This window comes from Arthrobacter sp. M71 S08 (assembly GCF_059089725.1).
The window spans coordinates 385,390-408,721 of sequence record NZ_JBNHEY010000003.1; the positions used below are offsets into that span (position 1 = coordinate 385,390).

General features: G+C 64.3%; 21 protein-coding genes. 13 read left to right on the plus strand and 8 right to left on the minus strand.

The window, feature by feature from the left end; all coding sequences use genetic code 11:
- The first annotated feature begins 25 nt into the window (after nt 1-25).
- Entirely contained in the window at nt 26-847 is an 822-nt protein-coding gene (locus AC5RTB_RS09210; RefSeq protein ID WP_494060761.1) for a nitrilase-related carbon-nitrogen hydrolase, read from the plus strand.
- Here AC5RTB_RS09210 and AC5RTB_RS09215 read toward each other — a convergent pair.
- A complete protein-coding gene (locus AC5RTB_RS09215) occupies nt 844-2,460 on the minus strand; it encodes a PucR family transcriptional regulator (RefSeq protein WP_494060762.1) in 1,617 nt (538 codons plus the stop codon). The genes AC5RTB_RS09210 and AC5RTB_RS09215 overlap by 4 nt on opposite strands.
- Nucleotides 2,461-2,603: 143 nt before the next feature.
- On the opposite strand from AC5RTB_RS09215, the gene AC5RTB_RS09220 reads away from it, so the two are divergent.
- The 4 genes from AC5RTB_RS09220 to AC5RTB_RS09235 all read left to right on the plus strand — a co-directional run bounded on the left by AC5RTB_RS09220 (nt 2,604) and on the right by AC5RTB_RS09235 (nt 8,045).
- The gene (locus AC5RTB_RS09220; protein ID WP_494060763.1) at nt 2,604-4,115 is read left to right on the plus strand and encodes an amino acid permease; all 1,512 of its coding nucleotides are present in this window, start codon (nt 2,604-2,606) and stop codon (nt 4,113-4,115) included.
- Nucleotides 4,116-4,169: 54 nt separating this feature from the next.
- Nucleotides 4,170-5,855 (plus strand): flavin monoamine oxidase family protein, encoded by a 1,686-nt coding sequence (locus AC5RTB_RS09225; protein ID WP_494060764.1) that lies wholly within the window; start codon nt 4,170-4,172, stop codon nt 5,853-5,855.
- A gap of 155 nt (nt 5,856-6,010) precedes the next feature.
- Nucleotides 6,011-7,270, plus strand: a complete 1,260-nt coding sequence (locus AC5RTB_RS09230; RefSeq protein WP_494060765.1) for a hypothetical protein — start codon at nt 6,011-6,013, stop codon at nt 7,268-7,270.
- An 88-nt stretch (nt 7,271-7,358) separates the two neighbouring features.
- Nucleotides 7,359-8,045, plus strand: a complete 687-nt coding sequence (locus AC5RTB_RS09235; protein WP_494060766.1) for a class F sortase — start codon at nt 7,359-7,361, stop codon at nt 8,043-8,045.
- A 99-nt stretch (nt 8,046-8,144) separates the two neighbouring features.
- Here AC5RTB_RS09235 and AC5RTB_RS09240 read toward each other — a convergent pair whose 3' ends face one another.
- Together AC5RTB_RS09240 and AC5RTB_RS09245 are read right to left on the minus strand one after the other, a co-directional pair.
- On the minus strand, nt 8,145-9,080 hold the full coding sequence (locus tag AC5RTB_RS09240) for a hypothetical protein (protein WP_494060767.1): 936 nt from the start codon (nt 9,078-9,080) through the stop codon (nt 8,145-8,147).
- Nucleotides 9,081-9,304: 224 nt separating this feature from the next.
- The gene (locus tag AC5RTB_RS09245; RefSeq protein ID WP_494060768.1) at nt 9,305-10,558 is read right to left on the minus strand and encodes an ROK family protein; all 1,254 of its coding nucleotides are present in this window, start codon (nt 10,556-10,558) and stop codon (nt 9,305-9,307) included.
- Between the two features lie 94 nt (nt 10,559-10,652).
- Between AC5RTB_RS09245 and AC5RTB_RS09250 the strand changes: the two genes are divergently transcribed.
- Genes AC5RTB_RS09250 through AC5RTB_RS09265 form a run of 4 tightly spaced genes read left to right on the plus strand, consistent with a single transcriptional unit; the run spans nt 10,653 to nt 15,513 of the window.
- Complete coding sequence (locus AC5RTB_RS09250; protein ID WP_494060769.1) at nt 10,653-11,972, plus strand: ABC transporter substrate-binding protein; 1,320 nt, start codon at nt 10,653-10,655, stop codon at nt 11,970-11,972.
- 13 nt (nt 11,973-11,985) lie between these two features.
- Nucleotides 11,986-12,921 carry a carbohydrate ABC transporter permease gene (locus tag AC5RTB_RS09255; RefSeq protein ID WP_494060770.1) on the plus strand — a complete coding sequence of 312 codons (936 nt, stop codon included), beginning with the start codon at nt 11,986-11,988 and terminating at the stop codon, nt 12,919-12,921.
- Nucleotides 12,921-13,805: a carbohydrate ABC transporter permease gene (locus AC5RTB_RS09260; protein WP_494060771.1), complete on the plus strand. Its 885-nt coding sequence runs from the start codon at nt 12,921-12,923 to the stop codon at nt 13,803-13,805. The genes AC5RTB_RS09255 and AC5RTB_RS09260 overlap by 1 nt, the downstream gene beginning before the upstream one ends.
- A gap of 37 nt (nt 13,806-13,842) precedes the next feature.
- The gene (locus AC5RTB_RS09265; RefSeq protein ID WP_494060772.1) at nt 13,843-15,513 is read left to right on the plus strand and encodes a glycoside hydrolase family 13 protein; all 1,671 of its coding nucleotides are present in this window, start codon (nt 13,843-13,845) and stop codon (nt 15,511-15,513) included.
- A 319-nt stretch (nt 15,514-15,832) separates the two neighbouring features.
- Here the strand turns inward: AC5RTB_RS09265 and AC5RTB_RS09270 are convergent, their stop codons facing one another.
- Together AC5RTB_RS09270 and AC5RTB_RS09275 are read right to left on the minus strand one after the other, a co-directional pair.
- On the minus strand, nt 15,833-16,261 hold the full coding sequence (locus AC5RTB_RS09270) for a VOC family protein (protein WP_494060773.1): 429 nt from the start codon (nt 16,259-16,261) through the stop codon (nt 15,833-15,835).
- A gap of 8 nt (nt 16,262-16,269) precedes the next feature.
- Entirely contained in the window at nt 16,270-16,971 is a 702-nt protein-coding gene (locus AC5RTB_RS09275) for a DNA alkylation repair protein (RefSeq protein ID WP_494060774.1), read from the minus strand.
- 123 nt (nt 16,972-17,094) lie between these two features.
- Here AC5RTB_RS09275 and AC5RTB_RS09280 point away from each other — a divergent pair, with 123 nt between their 5' ends.
- Nucleotides 17,095-17,406 carry a putative quinol monooxygenase gene (locus tag AC5RTB_RS09280; protein ID WP_494060775.1) on the plus strand — a complete coding sequence of 104 codons (312 nt, stop codon included), beginning with the start codon at nt 17,095-17,097 and terminating at the stop codon, nt 17,404-17,406.
- A 26-nt stretch (nt 17,407-17,432) separates the two neighbouring features.
- On the opposite strand, the gene AC5RTB_RS09285 is transcribed toward AC5RTB_RS09280, so the two are convergent.
- Nucleotides 17,433-18,455 carry an LLM class flavin-dependent oxidoreductase gene (locus AC5RTB_RS09285; protein WP_494060776.1) on the minus strand — a complete coding sequence of 341 codons (1,023 nt, stop codon included), beginning with the start codon at nt 18,453-18,455 and terminating at the stop codon, nt 17,433-17,435.
- Nucleotides 18,456-18,543: 88 nt separating this feature from the next.
- Entirely contained in the window at nt 18,544-19,035 is a 492-nt protein-coding gene (locus tag AC5RTB_RS09290) for a GntR family transcriptional regulator (RefSeq protein ID WP_494060777.1), read from the minus strand.
- Nucleotides 19,036-19,141: 106 nt separating this feature from the next.
- Between AC5RTB_RS09290 and AC5RTB_RS09295 the strand changes: the two genes are divergently transcribed.
- From AC5RTB_RS09295 to AC5RTB_RS09305, 3 genes are all read left to right on the plus strand, one after another.
- Complete coding sequence (locus AC5RTB_RS09295; RefSeq protein ID WP_494060778.1) at nt 19,142-20,002, plus strand: sugar phosphate isomerase/epimerase family protein; 861 nt, start codon at nt 19,142-19,144, stop codon at nt 20,000-20,002.
- Between the two features lie 115 nt (nt 20,003-20,117).
- Complete coding sequence (locus AC5RTB_RS09300) at nt 20,118-21,827, plus strand: dihydroxyacetone kinase family protein (RefSeq protein WP_494060779.1); 1,710 nt, start codon at nt 20,118-20,120, stop codon at nt 21,825-21,827.
- On the plus strand, nt 21,824-22,318 hold the full coding sequence (locus tag AC5RTB_RS09305; RefSeq protein WP_494060780.1) for a ribose-5-phosphate isomerase: 495 nt from the start codon (nt 21,824-21,826) through the stop codon (nt 22,316-22,318). The genes AC5RTB_RS09300 and AC5RTB_RS09305 overlap by 4 nt, the downstream gene beginning before the upstream one ends.
- Before the next feature lie 88 nt (nt 22,319-22,406).
- On the opposite strand, the gene AC5RTB_RS09310 is transcribed toward AC5RTB_RS09305, so the two are convergent.
- Entirely contained in the window at nt 22,407-23,090 is a 684-nt protein-coding gene (locus AC5RTB_RS09310; protein WP_494060781.1) for a GntR family transcriptional regulator, read from the minus strand.
- Nucleotides 23,091-23,332: the final 242 nt, after the last annotated feature.

Genomic DNA, 23,332 nt, shown 5'->3' on the forward strand with positions numbered 1-23,332 from the left:
CAAAGCACAGTTGCAAGGAGGACGGATGCGGATCGCAGCCATGCAGGAGGCCGCCGAGGTTCTCGACGTCGACGGAAACCTGGCACTGATCGAGTCCGCCGCAGCCCGCGCGGCCGACGCAGGTGCGGACGTTCTGGTTACCCCTGAGCTATTCACCTGCGGCTATGCACCGCAGGCGGTGAGCTCCCGGCTGACCACGGAGCTGGTGCGCCGCATAGAGGAGGGCGCCGCACGGATTGCTCGCGAGCACCGCATCGCGCTTGCGTACAGCGTCCCCTTGCCGGCCCCCGAAGGCTGGCATATCGGGGCAGTGCTGCTGGACAGGACCGGCCTGGAAATACTGCGTTACGGCAAGGTGCACCTGTTCGGTGACGAGGAACGGGCCGCCTTCAGACCGGCGTCAGCGGTGCCGGGTGTCGTCGTGCTCGAGGATCTGCACGTGGGCCTGCTTGTCTGCTACGACGCGGAGTTTCCCGAGAGCGTTCGCGCCCTGGCCGACGCCGGCGCGGAGCTGGTACTGGTGCCCACTGCTCTGGGGGTCGGCTTCGAGTCGGTGCCGCACGTGCTGCTGCGTGCCCGGGCGCTGGAGAGCCAAGTGGCGCTGGCCTATGCCAACCACGTAGGCAACGCACCCTCGGCGCACGGCGGGACCCTGGCTTTCGGCGGTGGCAGCATCATTCTTGGTCCGGACGGAGGCGTCCTGGACCAGGCTGGCCCGGATCCTGATCTGATCATCGCCGACGTGGAGAAGGCGACGATTGAGCAGGCGCGCTCGGCGGTTCCCTATCTGTTGGACCGGCGGCAGGATGTCTACTCCTCCTGGATTACTGACGCGGCGGCCGACTAGGGATCCACAAACCGCAGGGCTATCAGCAGTTCTGCGCGTGTGCCGGCGTCGGCCAGATCCACGCCCAGGACTTCGGCCGCCTGCCCGATCTGTCGCCGCACGCTGTTCCGGTGCAGTCCCAGGGCCTTGGCAGAGGAATCCCAGCTGCCGTTTTCCTTCAGCCAGCCCCGCAGCACGCGCAGCAATGGCTGCGATTTGGCAGGGTCCAGGTCGAGCAGCGGTCCCAATAGCTGTTGGGCCAGCATGTTTCCGGCCTCCGGTCCCAGAAGGCCCTCAACGGACCATCCCGTTTGGTCCGCCCTGATACTTCTACCCGAGGTCTCCAGTTGGCGGCGCAGGGAGGCGACCTGCCGGTGAGCCGCAGGCAGCTCGTTCGGCTCAACCGCTTCGGACACCGCCAGCAACCATCCCAACCGTTCCGCTTCTGCCGTTGCAGCCGCGTCCACCTTGAGTCGGGTGACCGCACAGAAGCCGTAGTCGGTCAGCTCCACGAGCTTGGTGTCGAACAACCTGCGCCACTGCAGCAGGTCACGCATCGGGCCCTCTGTCCCGCTGCGAGGTGCCCCTGAGGCCGGAATGCCGTGCACTACGCGCAGCGGCGTGAAGCGTGCTGACGAGGTGCACTGGGCGAGCAGGTCCCGGTCCGCGCCTGCCTGCCTCAAGGACCCGGAGAGGGCGGTCTCCGGATGCAGCAGCAGTCCGGTCGCGAGCTGGCCGGGAGCCAAGGCGCCGCTGGTGCGCTGGCGGAGCAGCGCCTCGAGCAGTCCGACGGCGGCTTCCACGATGTTGCGATCCACCAGGCCGAAGCTTCCATCCGTGCCGACCAGAACCGCACCGATGTTCGCGTCGCGCGTGCTACGCAGCGGATAGCCTGTGACCGCGGTGAAGCCGGGTTCGTCGAAGTTGTCCAGTTCGATCCGCGGGCCGCTCCCGGCAAAAAGCCTGCCGAGCACCGCCGCTACCTTCTCCGGGTCCGGGCCCTGTCCGGCACCGACGCGGAGGCGGATCCGGCCGTCCGTCCCGGCCAGGAGTGCTGTCACCGGAACATACTTGGCCAGAGTCTCCAGCACCTGGGCATCAGGGCGCGCCGACAGCACCGCCTTGAGCAGCTGCCCCGTCGCTTCAGACAACCTGCGCAGGGCACGCAGGTTCTGTGCCTCCAGGAGCCGGGCAAAGTGCAGCCCCAGCGCGGCGAATGGCACGCTCTGCGGAATCTGCAACAGCATGAGCCCGTGCCGTCGGCAGGCGCGGACCAGTTCCTCGGGAACCTCGTCAAAGTAGGGCTCCACGCCGAAGCCCAGGGCGCACACCCCTGACAGCACCAGCCGTGCAACGTACTCCTCCAGAGCTTCGGCGGTACCGCCGGAGCCGAGGAAGGGCAGCCCAGCAGTCAGTACCAGCTCACCCTCAAGCAGGTACGGCGTGGGGTCTTCGAGCTCGCTTGGTTCCACCCACCGGAGGGCGGCTCCCCGGGCGGTCGCCGCCAGGCCCTCATCGGACAGAAGCAGGATTCCCGGGGGCAGCACGTCGAGGAACTCGCCGAGCACCACCTGCCCAAGCTCGCCGACGCCGTCGGATTCCGGATTCTTGGGTGGAGGTGCAGATCGTCCCATGTGGACAAATATTAGGTCACTTTGTCCCGGCTTGTAACCAATACCACATGCCATTCTTATTGGCGGTGGAGACCCCGGCAGCCGGCCGGCGGTCCACGGATCCGCCGGCCCGGAGCCGGCCCAGCAGGATTGGAAAGTCAACGATGACCCAGCAGACAGGCACCCGCAGCCAGCTTGGCCTGACCCGGCAACTCGCCCGCCGCAAGCCCCTCGCGCAGATGATCAGTGAGTCCGGCACCACCACAGGCGGCCCCTCGCTGCGCCGCAGCCTTGGCCTCTGGCAGCTGACCATGATCAGCGTCGGTGCCACGCTCGGCACCGGCATCCTCGTGGTTCTCGGTTCCTCGGTGCCGTTGGCCGGACCTGCGATCTTCATTTCCTTTCTGATCGCAGGCGTGGCCGCATTGCTCTCGGCTATCTCGTACGCCGAAATGGCCGGCGCCGTGCCGGTTTCCGGTTCCAGCTACTCGTACACCTACGCCACCATGGGCGAAGGCCTCGCGTGGATCTGCGGCTGGTGCCTGGTTTTGGAGTATGCCGTCTCCGTGGCCGCCGTCGCCGTTGGTGCCAGCGAGTACGTCAATGAGGCACTGCGGACCTTCGGCCTGTCCCTGCCTGCGGCCCTTGCGGCACCTCCGGGTGCGGAAGGCGGCATGCTGAACCTGCCCGCCATCGTCATCGTGGTTCTGGCGATGCTGCTGGTCAGGGGCGCGCGGGAAAGTGCCTGGGTCAACACCGTCATGGTGATCATCAAGGTGGCGGTCCTGGTTCTCTTCATCGCAATCGCGTTCACTGCATTCAACGCCGGTAACTTCCAGCCATTGCTCCCCATGGGTGCTGCGGGTATGTCCGCTGCCGCGTCCCGGTTGTTCTTCTCCTACATCGGTTTCGACGCCGCCTCGACCGCAGGGGAGGAGGCCAAGAATCCTCAGCGGGACCTGCCCCGGGCGATCCTGCTGTCCATGACGATCGTCACCGCGCTATACATCCTGGTGGCCGTTGCAGCCATCGGGGCCCGCGAGTGGGCCTGGTTCGACGGCACCGAGGCCGCCCTGGTCCAGATTCTGGAGGAACTGACCGGCGAACCGTGGGTCGCGCTCATCTTCGCCCTCGGCTCCATTGTGGCGATCGCCAGCATCGTCCTGACCGTGCTGTACGGTCAGACCCGCATCCTGATGTCCATGTCCCGTGACGGCCTGGTGCCGCCGGTCTTCGGCAAGGTTTCGGCGCGCACCGGCACGCCGGTGGCAGGCACGTTGATTGTGGGCAGCGCCGTCGCCCTGACGGCAGGTCTGGTGCCGCTGGGCGAGCTGGCGGATGCCACGAGCATCGGCACGCTCTTTGCCTTCATGCTTGTCAACCTCTCGGTCATCTACCTGCGCCGGTCACGCCCGAACCTTCCGCGCACCTTCAGGGTCCCGCTGTACCCCGCCACACCGATTCTGGGTTCCGTGATGTGCGTCTACCTGATGGCAAATCTTGGGTCCAGCACCTGGTGGGTCTTCGCAGCCTGGATGCTCGTGGGTACAGCTGTCTACTTCGGCTACGGCCGCAGGCATTCCCGGGTGGCAGCTTTGAGCCAGACCGATTACGAGTACCTGAGCGCACAGTCCCCCGAGGACAGCACCGCTTCCGCGGCAGTACCGGTACGCTAACCGCCACCCCTTGACCAACCAACAGCCAATCACTCAAGTGAAAGTTCCCGCCTGATGACTATCGCCACCGAACTGACATCGCCGCCTACAGCCGGTGCACCGGTGACCATGCTCAACCCTGACTTCCCATTTAGCTACGACCACTACCTTTCTCACCCGGCTGGTCTCGGCTCGGTCCCGGCACACCTGCATGGCACCGAAGTGGCAGTGGTGGGAGCCGGCCTGTCCGGACTGGTCACCGCTTATGAACTGATGAAGCTCGGACTGCGTCCAGTGCTCTACGAGGCTGGGCGGCTCGGCGGGCGCCTGCGCACCAACGCCTTTGAGTCCGCACCGGAGGTGGTGGCGGACCTGGGTGGGATGCGCTTCCCGGTGTCCGGCAGGGCGCTCTACCACTACATCGACATGCTCGGACTCGGGACCCAGGCGTTCCCCAACCCGCTATCCGAGGCAACTTCCAGCACCGTCATTGAGCTGGAGGGCCGCCGGTACTACGCGGAGACTCCTGACCAGCTGCCGCAGTTCTTCCATGAGGTGGCTGAAGCCTGGCGACGGGCTCTGGAGGACCATGCCCAGTTCAGCGAGATGCAGGAAGCGATCCGGAACCGGGATACCCGGCGCATCAAGGAACTCTGGAACAGCATGCTCCCGTTGATGGACGAGCAGACGTTCTACGGCTTCATGGCAGAGTCGAAGGCCTTCAAGGATGCGGGCTTTGCACACCGTGAGGCTTTCGGGCAGGTCGGTTTCGGTACCGGGGGCTGGGATACGGACTTCCCGAACTCGATCCTGGAGATTCTCCGCGTGGTCTACACGAACGCCGACGACGCCCACCGGCGCATCACCGGCGGAGCGCAGCGACTGCCGGAGGCTCTATTCACCCACTCGCCCGACGAGATGGTGCACTGGCCGGCCGGTACCTCCCTGGCCTCCCTGCACAACGGGGCGCCGCGCGGGGCCGTCGCCAGAATTCGGCGCGGCGCGGACGGCACTGTGGCCATCACGGAAAAGTGGGGCCGCGAACGGAGCTTCGCCGCCGCCGTCGTGACCTGCCAGTCGTGGCTGCTTTCCACCGGAATCGATACTGAGGAAGATCTGTTTCCTGCGCCGATGTGGACGGCAATCGAACGCAGCCACTACATGCAGTCGTCGAAGACTTTCGTCATGGTGGATCGGCCGTTCTGGAAGGACAAGGATCCTGTCACCGGACAGGATGTACTGTCCATGACCCTCACCGACCGGATCAACCGGGCCACCTACCTGCTCGACGACGGCGACGACAAGCCGGCGGTCATCCTCCTTTCCTACACCTGGAACGACGACGCGCTGAAGTGGCTCTCCCTCGACGCAGAGCGCCGAGCAGAGCTGATGCTGCACTCGCTGTCCAAGATCTACCCGGGCGTGGACATCGCCTCGCACATCGTCGGTGAACCGATTACCGTGTCCTGGGAACACGATCCCCACTTCATGGGCGCCTTCAAGGCCAACCTGCCCGGACACTACCGGTACCAGCAGCGGCTGTTCACCCACTTCAAGCAGGACGCACTGCCTGCACACCAGCGGGGGATCTTCCTGGCAGGGGACGACGTCTCCTTCACCGCCGGATGGGCCGAGGGGGCGGTGACCACCGGACTGAACGCCGTTTGGGGTGTCGTGAACCATCTGGGCGGCAGCTCGGCGTCGAACAACCCCGGACCGGGTGACCTGCTGGACGAGCTTGGTCCGGTCGCTTTGGACTGAGAAATGCGCCACTGTAACGGTTCAATAACGTAATAGGCCATCGTTCCTGCGGCATGTCGGTTTCCTGTAGTACTTGGGAGGGCCTTTTGTTGGGTTCGCAACTTAAAGGGCTTTGTTGGCAAGAGGCCAACTAATCACACGCACTGGGGAGAACTATGAAAGCACGTAAGCAGTTGCTCGCAGCAGGATCCACCGCCACGCTCGTCGCCGGCGGTGTTTTCTTTGGTGCTGCACCCGCGTCCGCGGTTCACGACTCACCGGAATGCCTCGCGGCGCAGAGCCAGTTCACGGCGGCGCTCCACAATGTCGAGTTCAACGCCGAGCTCGAAGTCGAGCTCGCCGTTGCGCTGCAGAATCTGATCGATGCCCAAGCAACACTGGACCTGCTCGTTGCGGAGGGGGCGCTCACGCTTGAAGAGGTAGAGGCGCTGATCGCTCCGCTGCTGCTCGACCTTCAGGCGAGCGTTCCGAATCTGCCGAACATCAACGCTCTCGTGAACGCAGAAGCAAGCGCCAACAGTGCGGTCGCAGACGCACGCGCGCTGCTCGATCTCGCGGTCGATGGTTCGCTGGACCAGGCCACTCTGGAGGCACTGGCAGCGGCCGGCGTTGACGCGGAAACGTTCGTGCTTGCCTCATTGCTCGATGAAGTGGAGCTGGCGGCTGCGGTTACCGCGGCAGCTGATGCCGGACTTCCGGCGGACGTTGATCCGGTTGACGTAGATGCCCTCCTGGTCGACATCAACGACGGCGACGAGGAGTTGAGCGTCGACAGCCTTGCAACGCTCTCTGCGCTTGGCGTCGACCTGACGACTTACCTGACGGCACAGTACGACCTTGCGGCAATTGCGGCAGCGCTAGACGCCGTCGTCACAGTGGAGGAGCAGGAAGCCGCGTTGGCCCTGATTGCCGCGCTGAACGCCGGCGATATCGCGGCGATCCTGGATGCTGAAGCTGCACTTGAGGTACTGGTCGGTGAAAGCGTGGATCTCTCGGCGCTGGCTGACCTTGAGGCGGAGCTCCTGCTGACTCTGGCCGTCCTGGATGCTGAGGCCAACCTCAGCGCGGCCATCACCGTAGTCGACGGCTTGCTGGTTCAGCTCGACGCGCTCGACATTGATTTGTCGGAGCTGGAAGCGCTTTTCGTCGCGGCGATTAACGCCTGCTCCGGTGCAGGCGTTGGTGTCGGCAACGGTGATGACGACGATCACGACTACGCCGGCGGTGGCAACACCGGAGGCGGTGGTGCCGTGACGACGGGTGGCAGCAACGGCGGAACCAACCGCGGAATGAACGTTCAGACCGCCGTACCGACCGCCAGCACCGATCCTGCCGGAATCGGCGCGCTCGCGGCCGGTGTCGGGTTCATGGTCGTAGCTGGAACACTGGCAGCACGCCGGGTCCGTAACAGCTAACAGTCCTGCATACGATTGTCAGGGGGCGCCGTCCTGGTGGGCGGGGCCCCCTGCACATGCAGCACCACAGGGGAAAGATCGCACCACCATGAGCCATACCGACTACTCACCTACCGGCCCGGGCGAGCACAAACGGCGGGTTTCGCCTCTGGCAATTGCCGCCGTCGTCGTTGTGTTGTTTCTTGCCCTTGTGGTCTTTGGGATCCAGCTGTTCTCCGGAGCGGGAGCCTCCCCAACCTCAACTGCTCCGACGGCATCTTCGACAAGCTCGGCGCCGTCAACGCCGTCTCCGACACCAGAAACGTCAGCCCCTGCGCCGGTGGCGTCGCTACCGCCGGCATCTCCGCCGAACGAACTCACCATCGAATCGGCGAATATCAACGTTCCCATCCTCCCGCTGACTCCCACGGAGGCTGATCTGGAGGCGCAGTCCCTGGTGCCGCCCGAGACGCTGGACGGGTACTGGCTCACCAACTACGGAACGCCCGGCGAAGGCTCCGACAACACGGTGTACATCACAGGCCACAGCTGGGAAGACCGGGACAGCCCCTTCAACCGGTTCAGTTCCGATGTGGAGGTGGGCGACGCCGTCACCCTCACTACTGACGAGGGGGTCATTGAGTACGTTGTGGACTCGGTCACGACCCACAACAAGGACACCCTCAAAGACAGTGACATCTGGGACATTGTTCCCAACAGGCTTGTCCTCATCAGCTGCTACACGCAGGACCTCTGGGGCAAGAATGTAGTTATTACCGCCAAGCCCGTGCTTTAGAGGAACGCGAGCAGAAAGAGCGGCACGAAGTCTGATGGCCCCCGGCGGTTTCCCTCCAGAGGCCATCAGACGGTGGTGAGTTAGAGCCCTTCAGCCAGGTCAGCCGCCGGCACCCTCGGTAGGCTCGTCCGTAGCGTCGTCAGTCGCGCCGTCCGTGGCTTCGTCGGTCGCGCCGTCCGTGGCTTCGTCGGTCGCGCCGTCCGTGGCTTCGTCGGTCGCGCCGTCCGTGGCTTCGTCGGTAGCCTCATCGGTGGACGGGCTTTCTGTTGAATCGGCCGTTTCGGTCTCTGTAGGAGTTGCCCCGGAACCTTCCTCGGCCTTGCTCAGAACCTCGTTGACGAGATCCTCCAACTCCTGCTGGTCTTCATCGCCGAGGTCAGCTCCACCCTTGGTGGCCACCACCAGAAGTCGGCCCTCCGCCGCGGAAACCTGCATCAGCATCTGGGATTGGTCGTCTCCGCGGGTACTGACGGTGGCGAAGGTCTGCTCAGCGTCAGTCTGGGCGTCCAGTTCCTCGCTCGTGACCTCAAGTTGCTGGCCGGCCGCCTCAATCGTGAATTCCTTGCACTGATCTGCGGTTCCGCTCACCTCTTCGAGGAGTTCCGTAGCGGACGGTCCTTCCTCTCCCGACTGGGCGGAGAGGGTCCTCGGTTCGTCGCTTTCGGAGATGGCGACTGCGACCTCGCTGCCCTCCACGGCCTCCATGAGGCCTGCGGTGGCGATGGACTTGCATTCCTCAGGGTCAACTGTCGCGTTGGTCAACAGCAGTTCCGCGATCTGGCTGCCCTGATCTACCTGGTCTTCCGAGTAGAGCGTCAGCTCGTTGCCCTCTTCGTCGGTCATACCGGAGATGAGCTCGCGGAGCTCCTCTTCGCTGTAGACCTTCTCTTCGCCGCCCTGAGCCTCTCCGGTTTCCGTGGCAGTTCCTCCGGCGGTGGGTTCACCGGTCTCGGCGTCACCACCACCCCCTGTGCAGGCAGACAATGCCAGGGACATGGCAGCAGCCAGTCCGAGTATCGACGATGTGTTTTTCATGGTGCGCGGCCTCTTTCCTAATTGAGAAGCTTGCTTACCTTTAAGAGGCTAACCGCCGGACGCCGAAGGCAAAAGTGCCCCGGACGTCGCCGCCATGGTCGTGTCCTGAAAGTTATAGTCCGAGACAGGGGACCGCTGAGTGCCGGAGCCGCACTCAGGTACGTGCGGGCAGAGGGGGCTCCGGCGTGCACGGACAACAGGCGGCGCGGAGGCGATGGGCGGGCTCAGCCCCGACGCAGCTCAATATCCAACGCGTCACGGCCGACCTTCGCCAACGCCGCGTTCACCGCACCGGTCAGCACGATATCTCCAGCGAGCGACGACGCCACCACCCGGGGCGGAAAGTGCGACGTCACTGCCACCTTCGCCTCGATCTGCTCCGCGAGGCGGGCGAGGGATGGCGCCACTGCGCCGCCGATGACCACGGTGTCCGGGTTGAGCAGTGAGGCGAGGGTTGAGATGACACGGGACAGCCGCTCCGCCAGGCGCTCCACGATCTCGACCGCCACGGGGTCACCCTCTTCTGCCGCAGCGAACACCGCTTCCGCAGACGGGTCGCTCTTCTTCAAGCCGCCTTTGAACAGGATGGACTTGCGGCCGGCTGCCTGGGCTTCAGCCGCCCACTCGCGTGCCAGCGGCGCGATGGCTTCCGGACTGCCGACGCCCTCCACCAGATCGAGATAGTGCATCTCGCCGCCGCCGCCCAGCGAACCGTGCAGAAGGTGGCCGTCCTCGATGACGCCTGCGCCGAACCGCTCGCCGGCGAGGAGGACGAGGAAACTGCCGTTAGGATCCACGGCGCCGTTGTAGCGTTCGGCGAGGGCCGCGAGGTTGGCGTCATTTTCGATGAAGGACATCCAGCGCGGGCGCCCGGCAAGCACAGACTCCTGGTCAACGTCCATTCTTTCCCAGAAAGGGTTGCCGGTCGGGATGGTGCCAAGGCGGCTGACCGGCGCTGGGATGCCGAAACAGACGGCGAGGACGCGCTCTCCTTCAATGCCGCCGTCGTCCAGTGCTGAGTCGATGGCTTGCTGCAGCGCGGCGGTGCGCGGAGCCGGGTCAGGTATGTCGATGTCAGCCGTGAACGGGGCACCGCCGCGGCCAATCACCTCGCCGCGCAGGTTCGCGACGACGCTGCGGATGTGGCTGTACCCGGCGTCGATGCCGATGACGTAACCGGCGTTGTCGTCCAGGGCGAAGTGCCGCGCGGGCCGGCCCTTACCCGTTGCTGCCCGGGCGGGCTCCTCCCGGATCCAACCGTCGCGCAGCAGGTCATCGCATACGCCCAGGACGGTCGCACGGGTGAGGGAGGTGGCGCGGATGAGTTCGTTCGCCGTAATAGTGGCGCCGGATGGGACACGCCAGATGGCGTCGAGGATGAGCCGCGCATTGGAGCGGCGCAGCATATTTGTCGACGAGGCACCCGCGGACACCGCGCGCCGCTGAGTTTCGATGACGTTCACCAATCCAGTTAACACTCTTGACTCCCCCGGCCTCAGCCACCAATATAGGTGATGACATAAATCTATGTCCTAAATCTAAATGGTTGAGAACTCAAGCAAAGGAGCTTGCATGGGCTGGGCACCTTCCGTCCGTACCGGCACGGCACGCGTACGACGACGCCGGGCACTCGCCGGATTGACCGGACTCTCCATCGCCCTCGGGACCGCGCTTGCCGGCTGCGGCGCAACACCGGGGGAGGAGCAGGTCACCCTCCAGTTCATCCAGAACAAACGGGAGGTGATCGGCTACTTCGATGAACTGATTGCCAGATTCGAGGCAGAACACCCGAATATCAACGTCGTCCAGGACAACAACGAAGGCGGTTTTGTTCCCGCCCTGGTGCGCGATTCCCCGCCGGACGTCACCACCCGCGGCTGGAACTACGCTTCCGGAGACTTCGCCCGCAAGGACGTCTTCGAGGATCTCTCAGACCTCGACGCCGCCGCAGTGATAGACCCGGCGGCGCAGGAACTGGTCACCGAATGGGGCGAGCCATCCGACGGCGGCACTCCGGCCCTTCCGTTCTCCCTCACCGCGGCCGGCGTCATCTACAACAAGGACATCTTCGAGCAGGTCGGTGTGGAGGTTCCCACCACCTGGGACGAACTCAAGGCGGTCTGCGAGAAGTTCGACGCCGCCGGTATCCCTGCCTTCTACGGCACCTACAAGGAGGGATGGACCGTCGCACAGGGCATGTTCGACTACACCGCCGGCGGGCTGCTGGATGTCTCCGGGTTCTTCGAGGCTCTCCAGGCCGAAGGAAGCGACTTCAGTTCGAAGAGCGAAAAGACCTTCAGCAACACCTTCGATGTCACGGCTGAACCCATGGACTTCATCATGGAGCACACCCAGGAGGGTGCCGAATCCCGCGGGTACCCGGACGGCAATGTGGCCTTCGCCAATGGAGAGGCAGCCATGTACCTGCAGGGTCCGTGGGCGCTGTCGGAAATACAGACGGCCAATCCCGAGGTGGAGGTGGGCACTTTCCCCATGCCCCTGACCAACAACCCGGAAGACACCCGCGTGCGCGTGAACGTGGACCTCGCGTTCTCCATCCCCGTGGGGGCGGAGCACCCTGAGGAGGCCCGGCAGTTCATCGAGTGGCTGTTCGAGCCGGAAAACATCAATGCGTACAACGCAGACAACGGAGCCTTTTCCACCCTGGAGAACGCTCCCGCCCAGGAAGACGACCGCATTGCCGGCCTGAACGAATACGTCGCCGAAGGACGCTACTACCAGGGAGCGTCGACATATCCTCCCCCCTCCATTCCCGTTCCCAATTACCTGCAGGCTTACGTCCTTGGCGGCTCTGCCGATGCCCTCTACGCAACGCTCGACGCCGAATGGCGACGCGTTGCGGAGCGCAACGCAGCGCGCGGGGTCGAGTAGAAGGAGCCCCGATATGACCACCACCCCTGCGCTCAGGGCCGCATCGCCGGTCGCCACCGCCGCCAAGGGAGGCCGCACTCCCGAACCGAAAGCCGGCGTGGACCGCACCTACCTGCTAATGCTCATTCCCGCCGTCGCACTGTTTACGTTCTTCATCGTGCTGCCCGCGGCCATCGGCATCTTCTTCAGCATCACCAACTACGCCGGCTACGGATCCTGGAACTTCATCGGACTGAGCAACTACACGGCGATGCTCGATGATCCCGCGATCCTGCAAAGCTACGGTTTCACGTTCCTGTTGGCGATCACCACCGTCATCGTCGTCAATGTGCTCGCTCTTGCCATCGCCGTCGGACTGAACGCCAAACTCAAGTGGCGCACAGGCATCCGTACGGTCTTCTTCATCCCGATGGTGCTGTCCGGCCTGATCGTCGCGTACGTCTTCAACTACCTGCTGTCCAACACCGTGCCGCGGCTTGCTGAGTCCTGGGGCCTGACCGGGGCTACTTCAAGCATCCTCGTCAACGAGGAGCTCGCCTGGTTGGCGATCGTCGGAGTGACAGCGTGGCAGTCCATCCCAGGCGCCACGATCATCTACCTTGCCGGTCTTCAGGCCATCCCAGGTGATGTCTACGAGGCTGCGGGCCTGGACGGCGCCGGTAGTTGGCGTTCCTTCCGCAGCATCACGTTCCCGCTGATCATCGGCTACGTCGTCATCAACATCATCCTCGGGTTCAAGGGCTACCTCGGCGCATACGAAATCATTGTCGCCCTGACCGGCGGCGGTCCCGGAACGGCCACGCAGTCCGTGGCCATGCGCATTGTCGGCGGCTTCACCGGCGGCGACTATGCCTACCAGATGGCCAACGCCGTCGTTTTCTTCATTATCACCGTCGTTATCTCGCTCATCCAGTTGCGCCTCCTGCAGCGCAAGGAGGTTTCCCTGTAATGGCAACTACCGCAGCAACCCTCAAGCCCGCCCGCCGGTCACGCCGATCAGAACCGCGCGAGCCCTACAAGGTCAATTGGTCGGCCACCGCCATTATGCTGGTGGCTTCCCTGACCATCCTCCTTCCGCTCTATTTCACCGTCGTCATGGCACTCAAGACGCCGGAGCAGACGGGTGTGGGAACAGGCCTCGAACTGCCCGCACCGATCCGGCTGCAGAACTTCGTCGACGCCTGGGTCACCGTCGGATTCGGCGACGCGCTGCTCTCGACGGCGTTCATCACCGTCCTCAGCGTCGCCGGTGCGCTCATCTCCGGCTCGCTCGTGGCCTACGCGATTGTGCGCAATTGGCAGCATCGCTTGTTCAAGGCCACCTACATCTACATCCTGGCCGGTCTGTTCATCCCATTCCCCGTGGTCATCCTCCCGCTGGTGAAGCAGACGGCGATCCTCGGGCTCGACAACCCGCTGGGTGTCGCGATCGTGCACATCGTGGGCGGCATCTCGTTCAACTCGCTCCTGTACATCGCGTTCATCCGGTCCATCCCGTTGGAGCTTGAAGAGTCAGCACGCATGGACGGCGCCACCACGTGGCAGGTGTTCTGGCGGATCATCTTCCCGCTGCTTGCGCCGATGAACGCCACCGTGGGGATCTTCGCGTTCCTCGCCTCGTGGAACGACTTCCTCCTGCCGCAGATGCTCATCGCGGATCCGACAATGCAGACGCTGCCGGTAGTCCAGAGCCTCTTCCAGGGGGAGTTCAACACCAACTACAACCTGGCGTTCTCGTCCTACCTGATGGCCCTTGCCCCGACACTCATCGTCTACATCATCGCCCAGCGCTGGGTCCTTTCCGGCGTCATGCGCGGATCCGTAAAAGCCTGACCCCTGTTTACAACCCCAAATGAGAGGCAATCACCCGATGTCAGCCCCTACGAGCCTCGACCAGGCTCCCGTGTTCCTCACCGCCGACGCCGACTGGTGGCGCCAGGCGGCCGTCTACCAGATCTATCCGCGGAGCTTTGCCGACGGCAACGGCGACGGGATAGGTGACCTTGAGGGCATCATTTCGCGGATCGACTACCTGGCCGGCCTGGGTGTCGACGCCGTATGGCTGAGTCCGTTCTACCCGTCCGCACTTGCCGACGGCGGGTACGACGTCGACGACTACCGCAACGTTGACCCGAAGATCGGCACCCTCGAGCAGTTCGACCGCATGGTCGCCGCACTGCACGGTGCCGGGATCAAGCTGATCGTCGACATCGTGCCGAACCACAGCTCGGACCGCCACGAGTGGTTCCAGGCAGCCCTGGCCGCAGGTCCCGGATCGCCGGAGCGCGAGCGGTACATCTTCCGGGACGGCCGCGGCGATAACGGCGAAGAACCTCCCGCCGACTGGGAGTCGATCTTCGGCGGCCCGGCGTGGACCCGTGTGCCCGACGGCCAGTGGTACCTTCACCTTTTCGCGAAGGAGCAGCCGGACTGGAACTGGGCCAACCGGGAGGTCCGCGAGGATTTCCTGCACACCCTGAAGTTCTGGGGTGACCGCGGCGTGGACGGGTTCCGCATTGACGTCGCCCACGCGCTGGCCAAGCACCTGCCCGATCCTCTGCCGCCCTTCGCCCAGCTGAAAGAGGAGGGCGCGTTCCCGGTGGGCGACCACCCGCTGTTCGACCGCGACGAGGTGCATGAGATCTACGCCGAGTGGCGCGCACTCTTCAACAGCTACAGCCCGCCGCTCACCGCCGTCGCCGAAGCGTGGGTTCCGGCCGACCGGCGCGTCCGTTACGCCAGCGCGGAATCTCTGGGGCAAGCGTTCAACTTTGATCTGCTCAAGGCGTCCTGGAACCCGTCGGAGTTCCGGACCATCATCCGGGACAACCTGTCGCTGGCGGCGCAGTCCGGCGCATCGACCACCTGGGTCTTTTCCAATCACGACGTCGTCCGCCACGCCACGCGGTACGGACTGCCTGATGGGGGAGAGGGCAAGGACTGGCTGCTCAGTGGAGGGACCGCTCCGGTCGAAGACCGCGATCTTGGCCAACGGCGCGCCCGGGCCGTCAGCCTGCTCGCCTTTGCGCTTCCCGGAAGTGCTTACCTGTATCAGGGTGAGGAGCTCGGGCTGCCCGAGGTTGCCGACATACCGGATTCCGAGCGCCAGGATCCCTCCTTCTTCCGCAACGCAGGAGTGGAGATCGGCCGCGACGGGTGTCGGGTGCCGCTGCCATGGACACGCTCGGGCGAGTCGTTCGGCTTCGGGAACGGTGGTTCCCATCTGCCCCAGCCTGACTGGTTCGCCGACTACGCCGTTGAGGTTCAGGACAGCGCACCCGGCTCGACGCTGCAGTTCTACCGGCGTGCGCTGGCTCTGCGCGGCGAACTGCAATCGGCGGAAGGGCTGGAGTGGCTGGATCTTGGGGACGACGTCGTTGCGTTCCGGCGTCCCGGTGGCCTGGTCTCGGTCACGAACTTCGGTGCGTCACCCGTGCCGCTTCCCGCCGGCCGCGTGGTCCTCTCCAGCGCGTCCGACGACGGTGATTCCGCAGCGTCTTCGGTCGCCCCCGATACGACGGTCTGGCTGTTGGCTGACTGACGACTGACCGTTGCTGATGCACGGTGGGAGCCGGCGCTACTTCTTCTGCCGCCGGCTCCCACCGTGCCGGTCCTCCTCCACACCCGTCTCGGAGTCGGCGATCCCGAAACTGCGCAGCTCTGCGGCTGCTCGCGGAGGCTGCGCTTCGGTTTGGCGAAACCGGGGAAACGTGCCAGTCCCACCACGCGGTCCTACAGCTCACCGGCCTCCTCACGGGAGGGGAGCCTGATGATCACGGGCCGAAGAAAGCAACGGGCAGACCGGATCAAAGCAGAAAGGGATGTCGGCGTTGCTCCTGCGGCCACTATAGGGGCGGTGGCTAGCCGAGTTCCACGCCGCCGTCGTCGTTGATGCGCCAGTCCGGATTGTGGGCGACCTCCCAGACGATGCCATTCGGGTCCTGTACATGCGCGTGGAAGATGCCGCCGAACTGGCCATGCTGCGGCTGTTTCACCGTCACTCCGCCGGCTGCGGTCATGGCGGTGACGGTGCTTCGGACGGCGTCAGCGCTGTCAACGTTGTGGGAGAGGGTCACGCCGGATACGTTCGGCACGGGACCGCCGCCGAGATCCTCGGCGAACTTGTCGGCATCGAACAGGCCTAGGAGCAGGCCGGGCGCCACCTGGTAGAAGAGGATCTCGCCCGGCACATCGAGCTTCGCTTCCCAGCCCAGACCGTCCTGGTAGAAGGCTCGGGCAGCATTGAGGTCGGCAGTAGCGACGGTAATGAAATGAAGCTGCTGGTTCATGGGGGTTCCTAACCTGTTCTTCCGACGTAGCGGTCGCGGATGGGCTTGGCCAGTTTCTCAGTGGCAGCCCGCACGGCTGAGCGAGCCATCTGGGGTCCGTGCTCGTCAAGAAACGCGAGCAGCGCCGGCTGGTCGCTGTCGCCGACATAGCGCAGCATCCACCCGACACCCTTCTGGACGAACTCTTCTTCGTCGTGCGTGAGAATTGCAGCGATACGCAAAGTATCTGCGACCTCCCCGCGCTTGAGGAACGCCGCAGTCGCGACGATTGCGTTCCTTCTCCGGGGCCAGAACGCCGACACCGCCAGATCGTCCAGGGGCCTCCGCGACCTGTTCAACAGCCAGGATCCGACAACCTGATATGCGACGAGGTCCACAAGGTCCCAGGTGTTGATTCGGTCATGGCGCCGCAGACAAAGGGCGTACAACTCACCGTGCCGCTCAGGAGGAACCTTCTTCGCTGTCGCCGCCTTGCCCATGATCGAGCACGCGCCGACACGCACCTCGTGAGTTTCGCTCTCGAGCAGCCGCTCGATTTCGGGAATGCTCATCGTGAGATTCTGCTTCGCCAGCGCGAAAACGTCACCCATCCGCACCCCGATCAGCGAACTGTCGCCGGGGAAGAAGCGCTGGTATTTGGTTCGTTGCTCCTCGGTGGCGAGCTCCCGGAGACGGATCTCGAACTCTGCCGCTGAAAGAGACTCGCTCATGACATCGCCTTCCTCAGGTAGCCCCGGGATTCAGCAGCCCCTATTGGAGAGCTCGCCAAAACACCCGTCCCTTCTTGTCTAGTATGGCGAAGAAGCTTCTACCGACTACGAGAGTGAGACCCCATGTCGATTGTGGTTACCGCAGTTTTCACCCCCAACGAGGGAGCATTTGATCAGGTGGTGGAGGCACTTCGTCCTGCGATCGCTGAAGTGCACGAGGAACCGGGGTGTCTGCTCTATGCCATCCACCAAGCCCCGAACGGGGACATCGTGATGATCGAGAAATGGGAAAGCGTGGAGTTTTTGGACGCGCACGGTGCCGGTGATGCTGTTGCACGCTTGGGTGAGTCGCTCCAGGGTCTGCTGCAGAAACCCGTCGAAGTGGCACGGCTGACCGCCATCCCGGCCGGAACCGCGGAGCAGGGCGCGCTTTAGACGGCCGGCCGCGCAGGCCCCCGTACTCACCGCTTCCGCTCCCACCCGATCGCCGGTGCAACGTGTTCAGCGACGTTCCGCAACAGTTTGGCGTTGTAGTCCACGCCAAGCTGGTTGGGGACGGTGAGCATCAGGGTGTCGGCGGCGCGAACGGCGTCGTCGTTGGCCAGTTCTGCCACGATCTTGTCTGGCTCGCCAATGTAGCTTTTCCCGAATCGGGACATGGCGCCGTCGAGCACGCCCACCTGGTCGCGCGTCTCGCGCAGCGCGCTGAGGGCGAAGTACTGCCGGTCCTCGTCGTCAACGATTGGGATGACGCTGCGGCTGACTGAAACCCGAGGGGAAAAGCCATGTCCGGGCGTGTCCCAGGCTTCGCGGAACAGTTGGATCTGTTCGGCCTGCAGCTGGTCGAAGGGAACGCCGGTGTCTTCCGTCAGCAAGGTCGAGCTCATGAGGTTCATGCCCTGCTCGGCGGCCCAGACCGCGGTTTTCCGTGTGCCGGCTCCCCACCAGATGCGTTCGCTCAGTCCGGGGGAGTGCGGCTGGATGGGTAGCAGGCCGGACCCCTGGCGAGGGTCGGCCTGTGCAACCCCGGCGCCGCTGATCGCGTAGCGGAATACCTCAGCGTGCCTGCGTGCCATGTCTGCCGGTTCCTCGCCGTCCGCAGGGACATACCCGAAGTTCGCCGCGCCGTCGAGGGCCGGCTCTGGGGATCCGCGGCTGATCCCCAGCTGCAGTCGGCCACCGCTGATGAGGTCGGTTTCCGCTGCTTCTTCCGCCATGTACAGCGGGTTTTCGTAACGCATGTCCACCACGCCTGTGCCGATCTCGATGCGCGAGGTCCGGGCCGCAATGGCCGAGAGCAGCGGGAACGGGGCTGCCTGCTGGCGGGCGAAGTGATGGACCCGGAAGAACGCACCGTCAATGCCGATTTCCTCGGCTGCTTCGGCGAGCTCGATCGCCTGAATGACGGAGTCGCGTGCCGAACGGGTGCGTGAGCCTTCAAGCGGTGACCAGTGGCCGAAGGAGAGGAATCCGATTCGCTTCATACGCGCGACAACCATGCCCGACGGCGGGGCATTCCTTTGGTGATGGCGGGGACGCCGTCGGGAAGGGTTGGGGTTCGACCCGGGAGCGTCAGTGGAGGCGTCCGGAAGGTTCCTCCGCATCGGTGCGCGTAAGTGTTTCGGCGGCGATTTCCATGTGCTCCCGGATGACCCGACGCGCCTGTTCAGCGTCACCGGTTTCAAGTGCGTCGACGATGTCATGGTGGCGTTCCGGCGTCATGTTTCTGGCGGCACGTTCAACGCCGCTGTACATGATGCACATACGAATGGACCCCTCGAGTGAATCCCACTGGTGTGTAAGTGCGCTATTGCCGGCGCTATGTACCAGCGTGCGATGGAAGTCCAAGTCGGTCTCGATGCTTGCGTCCAGGCCTTGCCGGTGCGCCGCAGCCATGGCTGAGACCTTCCGGCGCAGTTCCTCCACTATGGGTCCGCGCTGCCTGTTGGCGCTGATGATTTCAGCTGCCAGGGACTCCAGTGCCGACCGGACCTGAAATATCTCGAAGATCTCCCTGACCGCCAGATGCCGCACCTTCAGCCGGCCGCGGTTGCCAACCAGCAAGTTCCCGCGACGATTTTTCCGTCAACCGCTACGCTTCACGTGACAGACCTCACTTCTGTGTGGTTGACTGTTAACAGTTGAACGGTGAACTACCCAAGAGGTGACGATGACGTTCCATCCCCGACTGGGATGCTCCAGTATCAGCTTCCGCCACCAGGACCTTCCGGAATCCCTGTCGACTATCCGCGGGATCGGATTTGAACAGATCGACCTCGGAGCACTGCCCGGTGTCTGCAACCATGTTCCCTTTGAGCTCACCGCCGACGCAGTGACAGAGGTCATCGGCCAGGTGGAACAGTCCAGCATCGCTGTGCGGTCGGTCAACGGCGACGTAGGCGACCTCAATGCGCAACTCGACGCCGACGCGCGGGCCGCCCGTCAGGAGCATCTGAACCGACTCTTGTCGCTGACAGCCGGCGTCGGCGCACGTGCCCTGGTACTTCCCTGTGGTGCGCAGGACCACACACCGGTGGCAAGCCTGGAGGAAGACCTCGCGCTCGTTGCGCAGGAGCTTACTGCTGCATCCTGCCTCGCACAGTCCTATGGCGTGGAATTGTGGACCGAATCCCTCCACTTCTTCCGACTCAGCTGGAACATCGACATCGCCTCCAGGCTCCATGAGTTGCTGACGGACAGCGGCGTCGGGGTGGTCATGGACTTCAGCCACATCGTCGCCGCCGGCAATGATCCCGTGGACTATGTGGACCGCTTTGCCCCGATCGTCCGGCACGTACATCTTCGTGACGCTGTGCCGGGGAACATCCACCTGTCCATCGGGAACGGCGCCGCCGACTTCGACGGCGGTATCGCAGCCCTGCTGAACGCCGGCTACGCGGGCAATTTCGCGCTCGAACTTGAGACCCGGGACGTCTCCCACGAGGAGCGGCCAGCCGCCGCCGCCAAAGCCGGCAGGTACATCTCCGACATCATCAGCACCGCTTCACGACAAAGAGCAGCAGCTCAATGACCCGGGTTCGGTGCACCGCCGTCGCCGCCGCCGCCTCAGCGCGCGGCCATGAACGGGTTTCGGCTCTTTCCACCTCCCAACTTATCCGTTCTTCGCTCGCTGGAAGGCACTCGACATGACACACATATTCAACGATCCCGCTGAGTTCGTGGGCGATGCCATGCGCGGGTTCGTGGATCTCTACCCCCGGTACGTCCGGGGAGTTGCCGGGGGAGTGACCCGCCGGCAGAAGCCCCCCGAACCCAAGGTTGCAGTCATTGTCGGCGGCGGCAGCGGCCACTATCCGGCGTTCGCCGGAGTTGTGGGACCCGGTTTCGCTGATGCCGCAGTTGTCGGCAATATCTTCACCTCGCCGTCGTCGCACTTCGCCTATTCCGTGGCCAAGGCCGCGCACAGCGGTAAGGGCGTGATCTTCACCTATGGGAATTATGCCGGTGATGTCATGAACTTCGGACTCGCAACGGAACAGCTCCAGGAGGAGGGCATCGACGCCCGGAACCTGCTGGTTACCGACGATATTGCCAGCGCGCCCGCGAGCGAGATCACCAAGCGCCGGGGGATCGCCGGCGACTTCGTGGTTTTCAAGGCGCTCTCCGCGGCGGCGGAAGCCGGGCTGGATATTGATGAGGTCGAGCGCGTCGGGCGCAAGGCGAATGACCGCACGCGCACCATCGGCACCGCCTTCTCCGGCTGCACCTTCCCCGGCGGAGCCGCTCCGCTCTTCACCATAGACAAGGGAGAGATGGGCCTGGGCCTGGGCATCCATGGCGAACCGGGTCTGCACAACGAGTCCATCCCGTCCGCCGAGGACCTTGCGCGGCTGATGGTCGACCGCCTCCTGGCCGAGGCTCCCGCGGACCACAACGGGCGCGTGGGTGTCATCCTGAACGGACTCGGCAGCACCAAGTACGAGGAGCTGTTTGTGCTATGGGGATCCGTGGCGCCGCTGCTGCGGGACCAGGGCCTGGAACTGGTTGACCCTGAAGTCGGCGAGCTCGTGACCAGCCTGGACATGGCCGGCGTCTCCCTCACCCTTGTCTGGCTCGACGAGGAACTCGAAAAGTACTGGACTGCGCCGGCAGACACTCCCGCCTACCGCAAGGGAACGAACCTTGCCGCCGCAGAATGGGACGCCGACGACGACGCCGCTGCAGAGAGCGCCGTTGCTTACTCCTCAGGCTCCGATGCCTCGCGGGCGGCCGCAGCGCAGACTCTCGAGCTCATGGAGTCCGTCCGGAAAGCCCTCCATGATGCCGAAACCGAACTCGGCCGGATCGACGCTATCGCCGGCGATGGCGACCATGGCCGCGGCATGGTCCGCGGTATCGATGCGGCGCTTGCCGCCGCACAGCGCGCAGCCGAGGCCGGCGCGGGCGTCGGCACGGTGCTGCAGGCGGGCGGCGACGCCTGGACGAGCGAGGCCGGTGGAACCTCCGGCGTGCTCTGGGGCAGCGCCCTGGGGGCCTTCGGTCGGGTCATAGGCGACGAGGAAAACCCATCGGCGCAGCGCCTCGCCGAAGCGGTCGAAGCGTTCCGGCAGCGGTTGGCGGCACTCGGGAAGGCGGAGCCGGGTGACAAGACGATGGTCGACGCCGTCGTCCCGTTCGTCGCCACCTTCCGTGAAGCGGTGGACGGCGGCCGTCCTGCATCGGAGGCAGTGGCCGCCGCAGCTGAGGCTGCCGATTCCGCCGCCCGCAGCACCGCTGAACTGCGTCCAAGACTCGGCCGGGCGAGGCCGCTTGCGGAACGAAGCGTCGGCACCCCGGATCCGGGGGCCACATCATTCGCGCTGATCGCGCGTGTACTGACGGGAGAAACCAAATGAACGCACCACTGCGACTGGTTATCGGCTGCGACGACGCCGGACTGCGCTACAAGGAAGCCCTCAAGCAGGTGCTCGAAGACAGTGACCTCGTTGCCTCCGTGCTCGACGTCGGCGTACAGGCAGATGAGGACACCGCCTACCCCCGCGTTGCCTTCAAGGCCGCCGGCGAGATCGCGGCAGGTCGCGCCGACCGTGCCCTGCTGGTCTGCGGTACGGGACTTGGCGTCGCTATCAGCGCCAACAAGGTGCCCGGCATCCGCGCCGTCACCGCGCACGACTCCTTCTCGGTGGAACGCTCAGTGCTGTCGAACAACGCACAGGTCCTGTGCGTCGGCGAGCGCGTGATCGGTCTGGAACTCGCCAAGCGGCTGGTGAAGGAATGGCTCGGCTACCGTTTCGATGAACAGTCTGCTTCCGCAGGCAAGGTCGCCGCCATCACCGAGTTCGAACGCAAGAACGGCACCTTCGAGGAGCCGGTTTCCTGCGACTGACCGGCAGTCACGTTGAGAGGGAATGCGTCGGTGGAACAGGCGCATTCCCTCTGACGACGACGTAGCCCTGGGTTCAGTGCTGCCTAAGTTACTGGCCGGACTCCACGGGGGAGGTGCCGAGAAGATTGTGCAGCGCGATGTTCATGTGTTCGATCGTGACGCGACGGGCGATGCCTGTATCGCCGGACTCGATGGCGTCCACAATGTCCTGGTGGCGGTTCGGTGTCATATTGCCCACTGCGCGTTCAAGACCGGAGAACATTATCGACATTCGAATGGAACCCTCCAGGGATCCCCACTGGTGAATCAGGGTGCTGTTCCCTGCAAGCTCCACGAGCGTACGGTGAAAGTCGAGATCCGCTTCGATGCTCGCGTCGAGACCGTCCTTCCGAGCCTGTTTCATATGGTTGACGGCAGCGGTCAGCTTCTCGACGGCGGCATTCCGGCTGTCACTCACCGCCAGGCGCTCGGCGGCCAGGGCCTCCAGCGCAGCACGGACCTCAAAAATCTCGCCGATCTCACCAGCGTCCAAATTGCGGACGCGCAACCGGCCCCTGTCATCTGCGGTGACAAGGCCTTCCTGCTGAAGCTGACGGAGCGCTTCACGCAGGGTGCCGCGGCTGATGCCGAGGGTTTCGGACAGCTCGGTTTCGACCAGGTGCCTGCCCGGGGGAAGCTCGCCGGTGGTGACTGCGATGCGCAGCGCCTTCACCGCTTGCTCGCGCAGGTTGGTCCGCGCGAGTCCGGATAATGCCATTGATGAAGCTGCCACTGATCGGTCTCCGAGTGTTGCCAATTGATTTGTCTACGGAACTGTACCGCGCCGCCCGAGAGTTCCAGCGCTACTAGTCCGGAGAATGTTGACTGTTAACTAAGTCCACTGTCCGACACCCCAGGAATGTTGTCAATGGGCTACTGGGGCACTTTACGTGATCGAAAAAGTGTGACAAGCTTCACTTAAGACGTTGACTGTTAACAGTCAGCACGTCGGAACAGGTGGCCTGAATGAACACC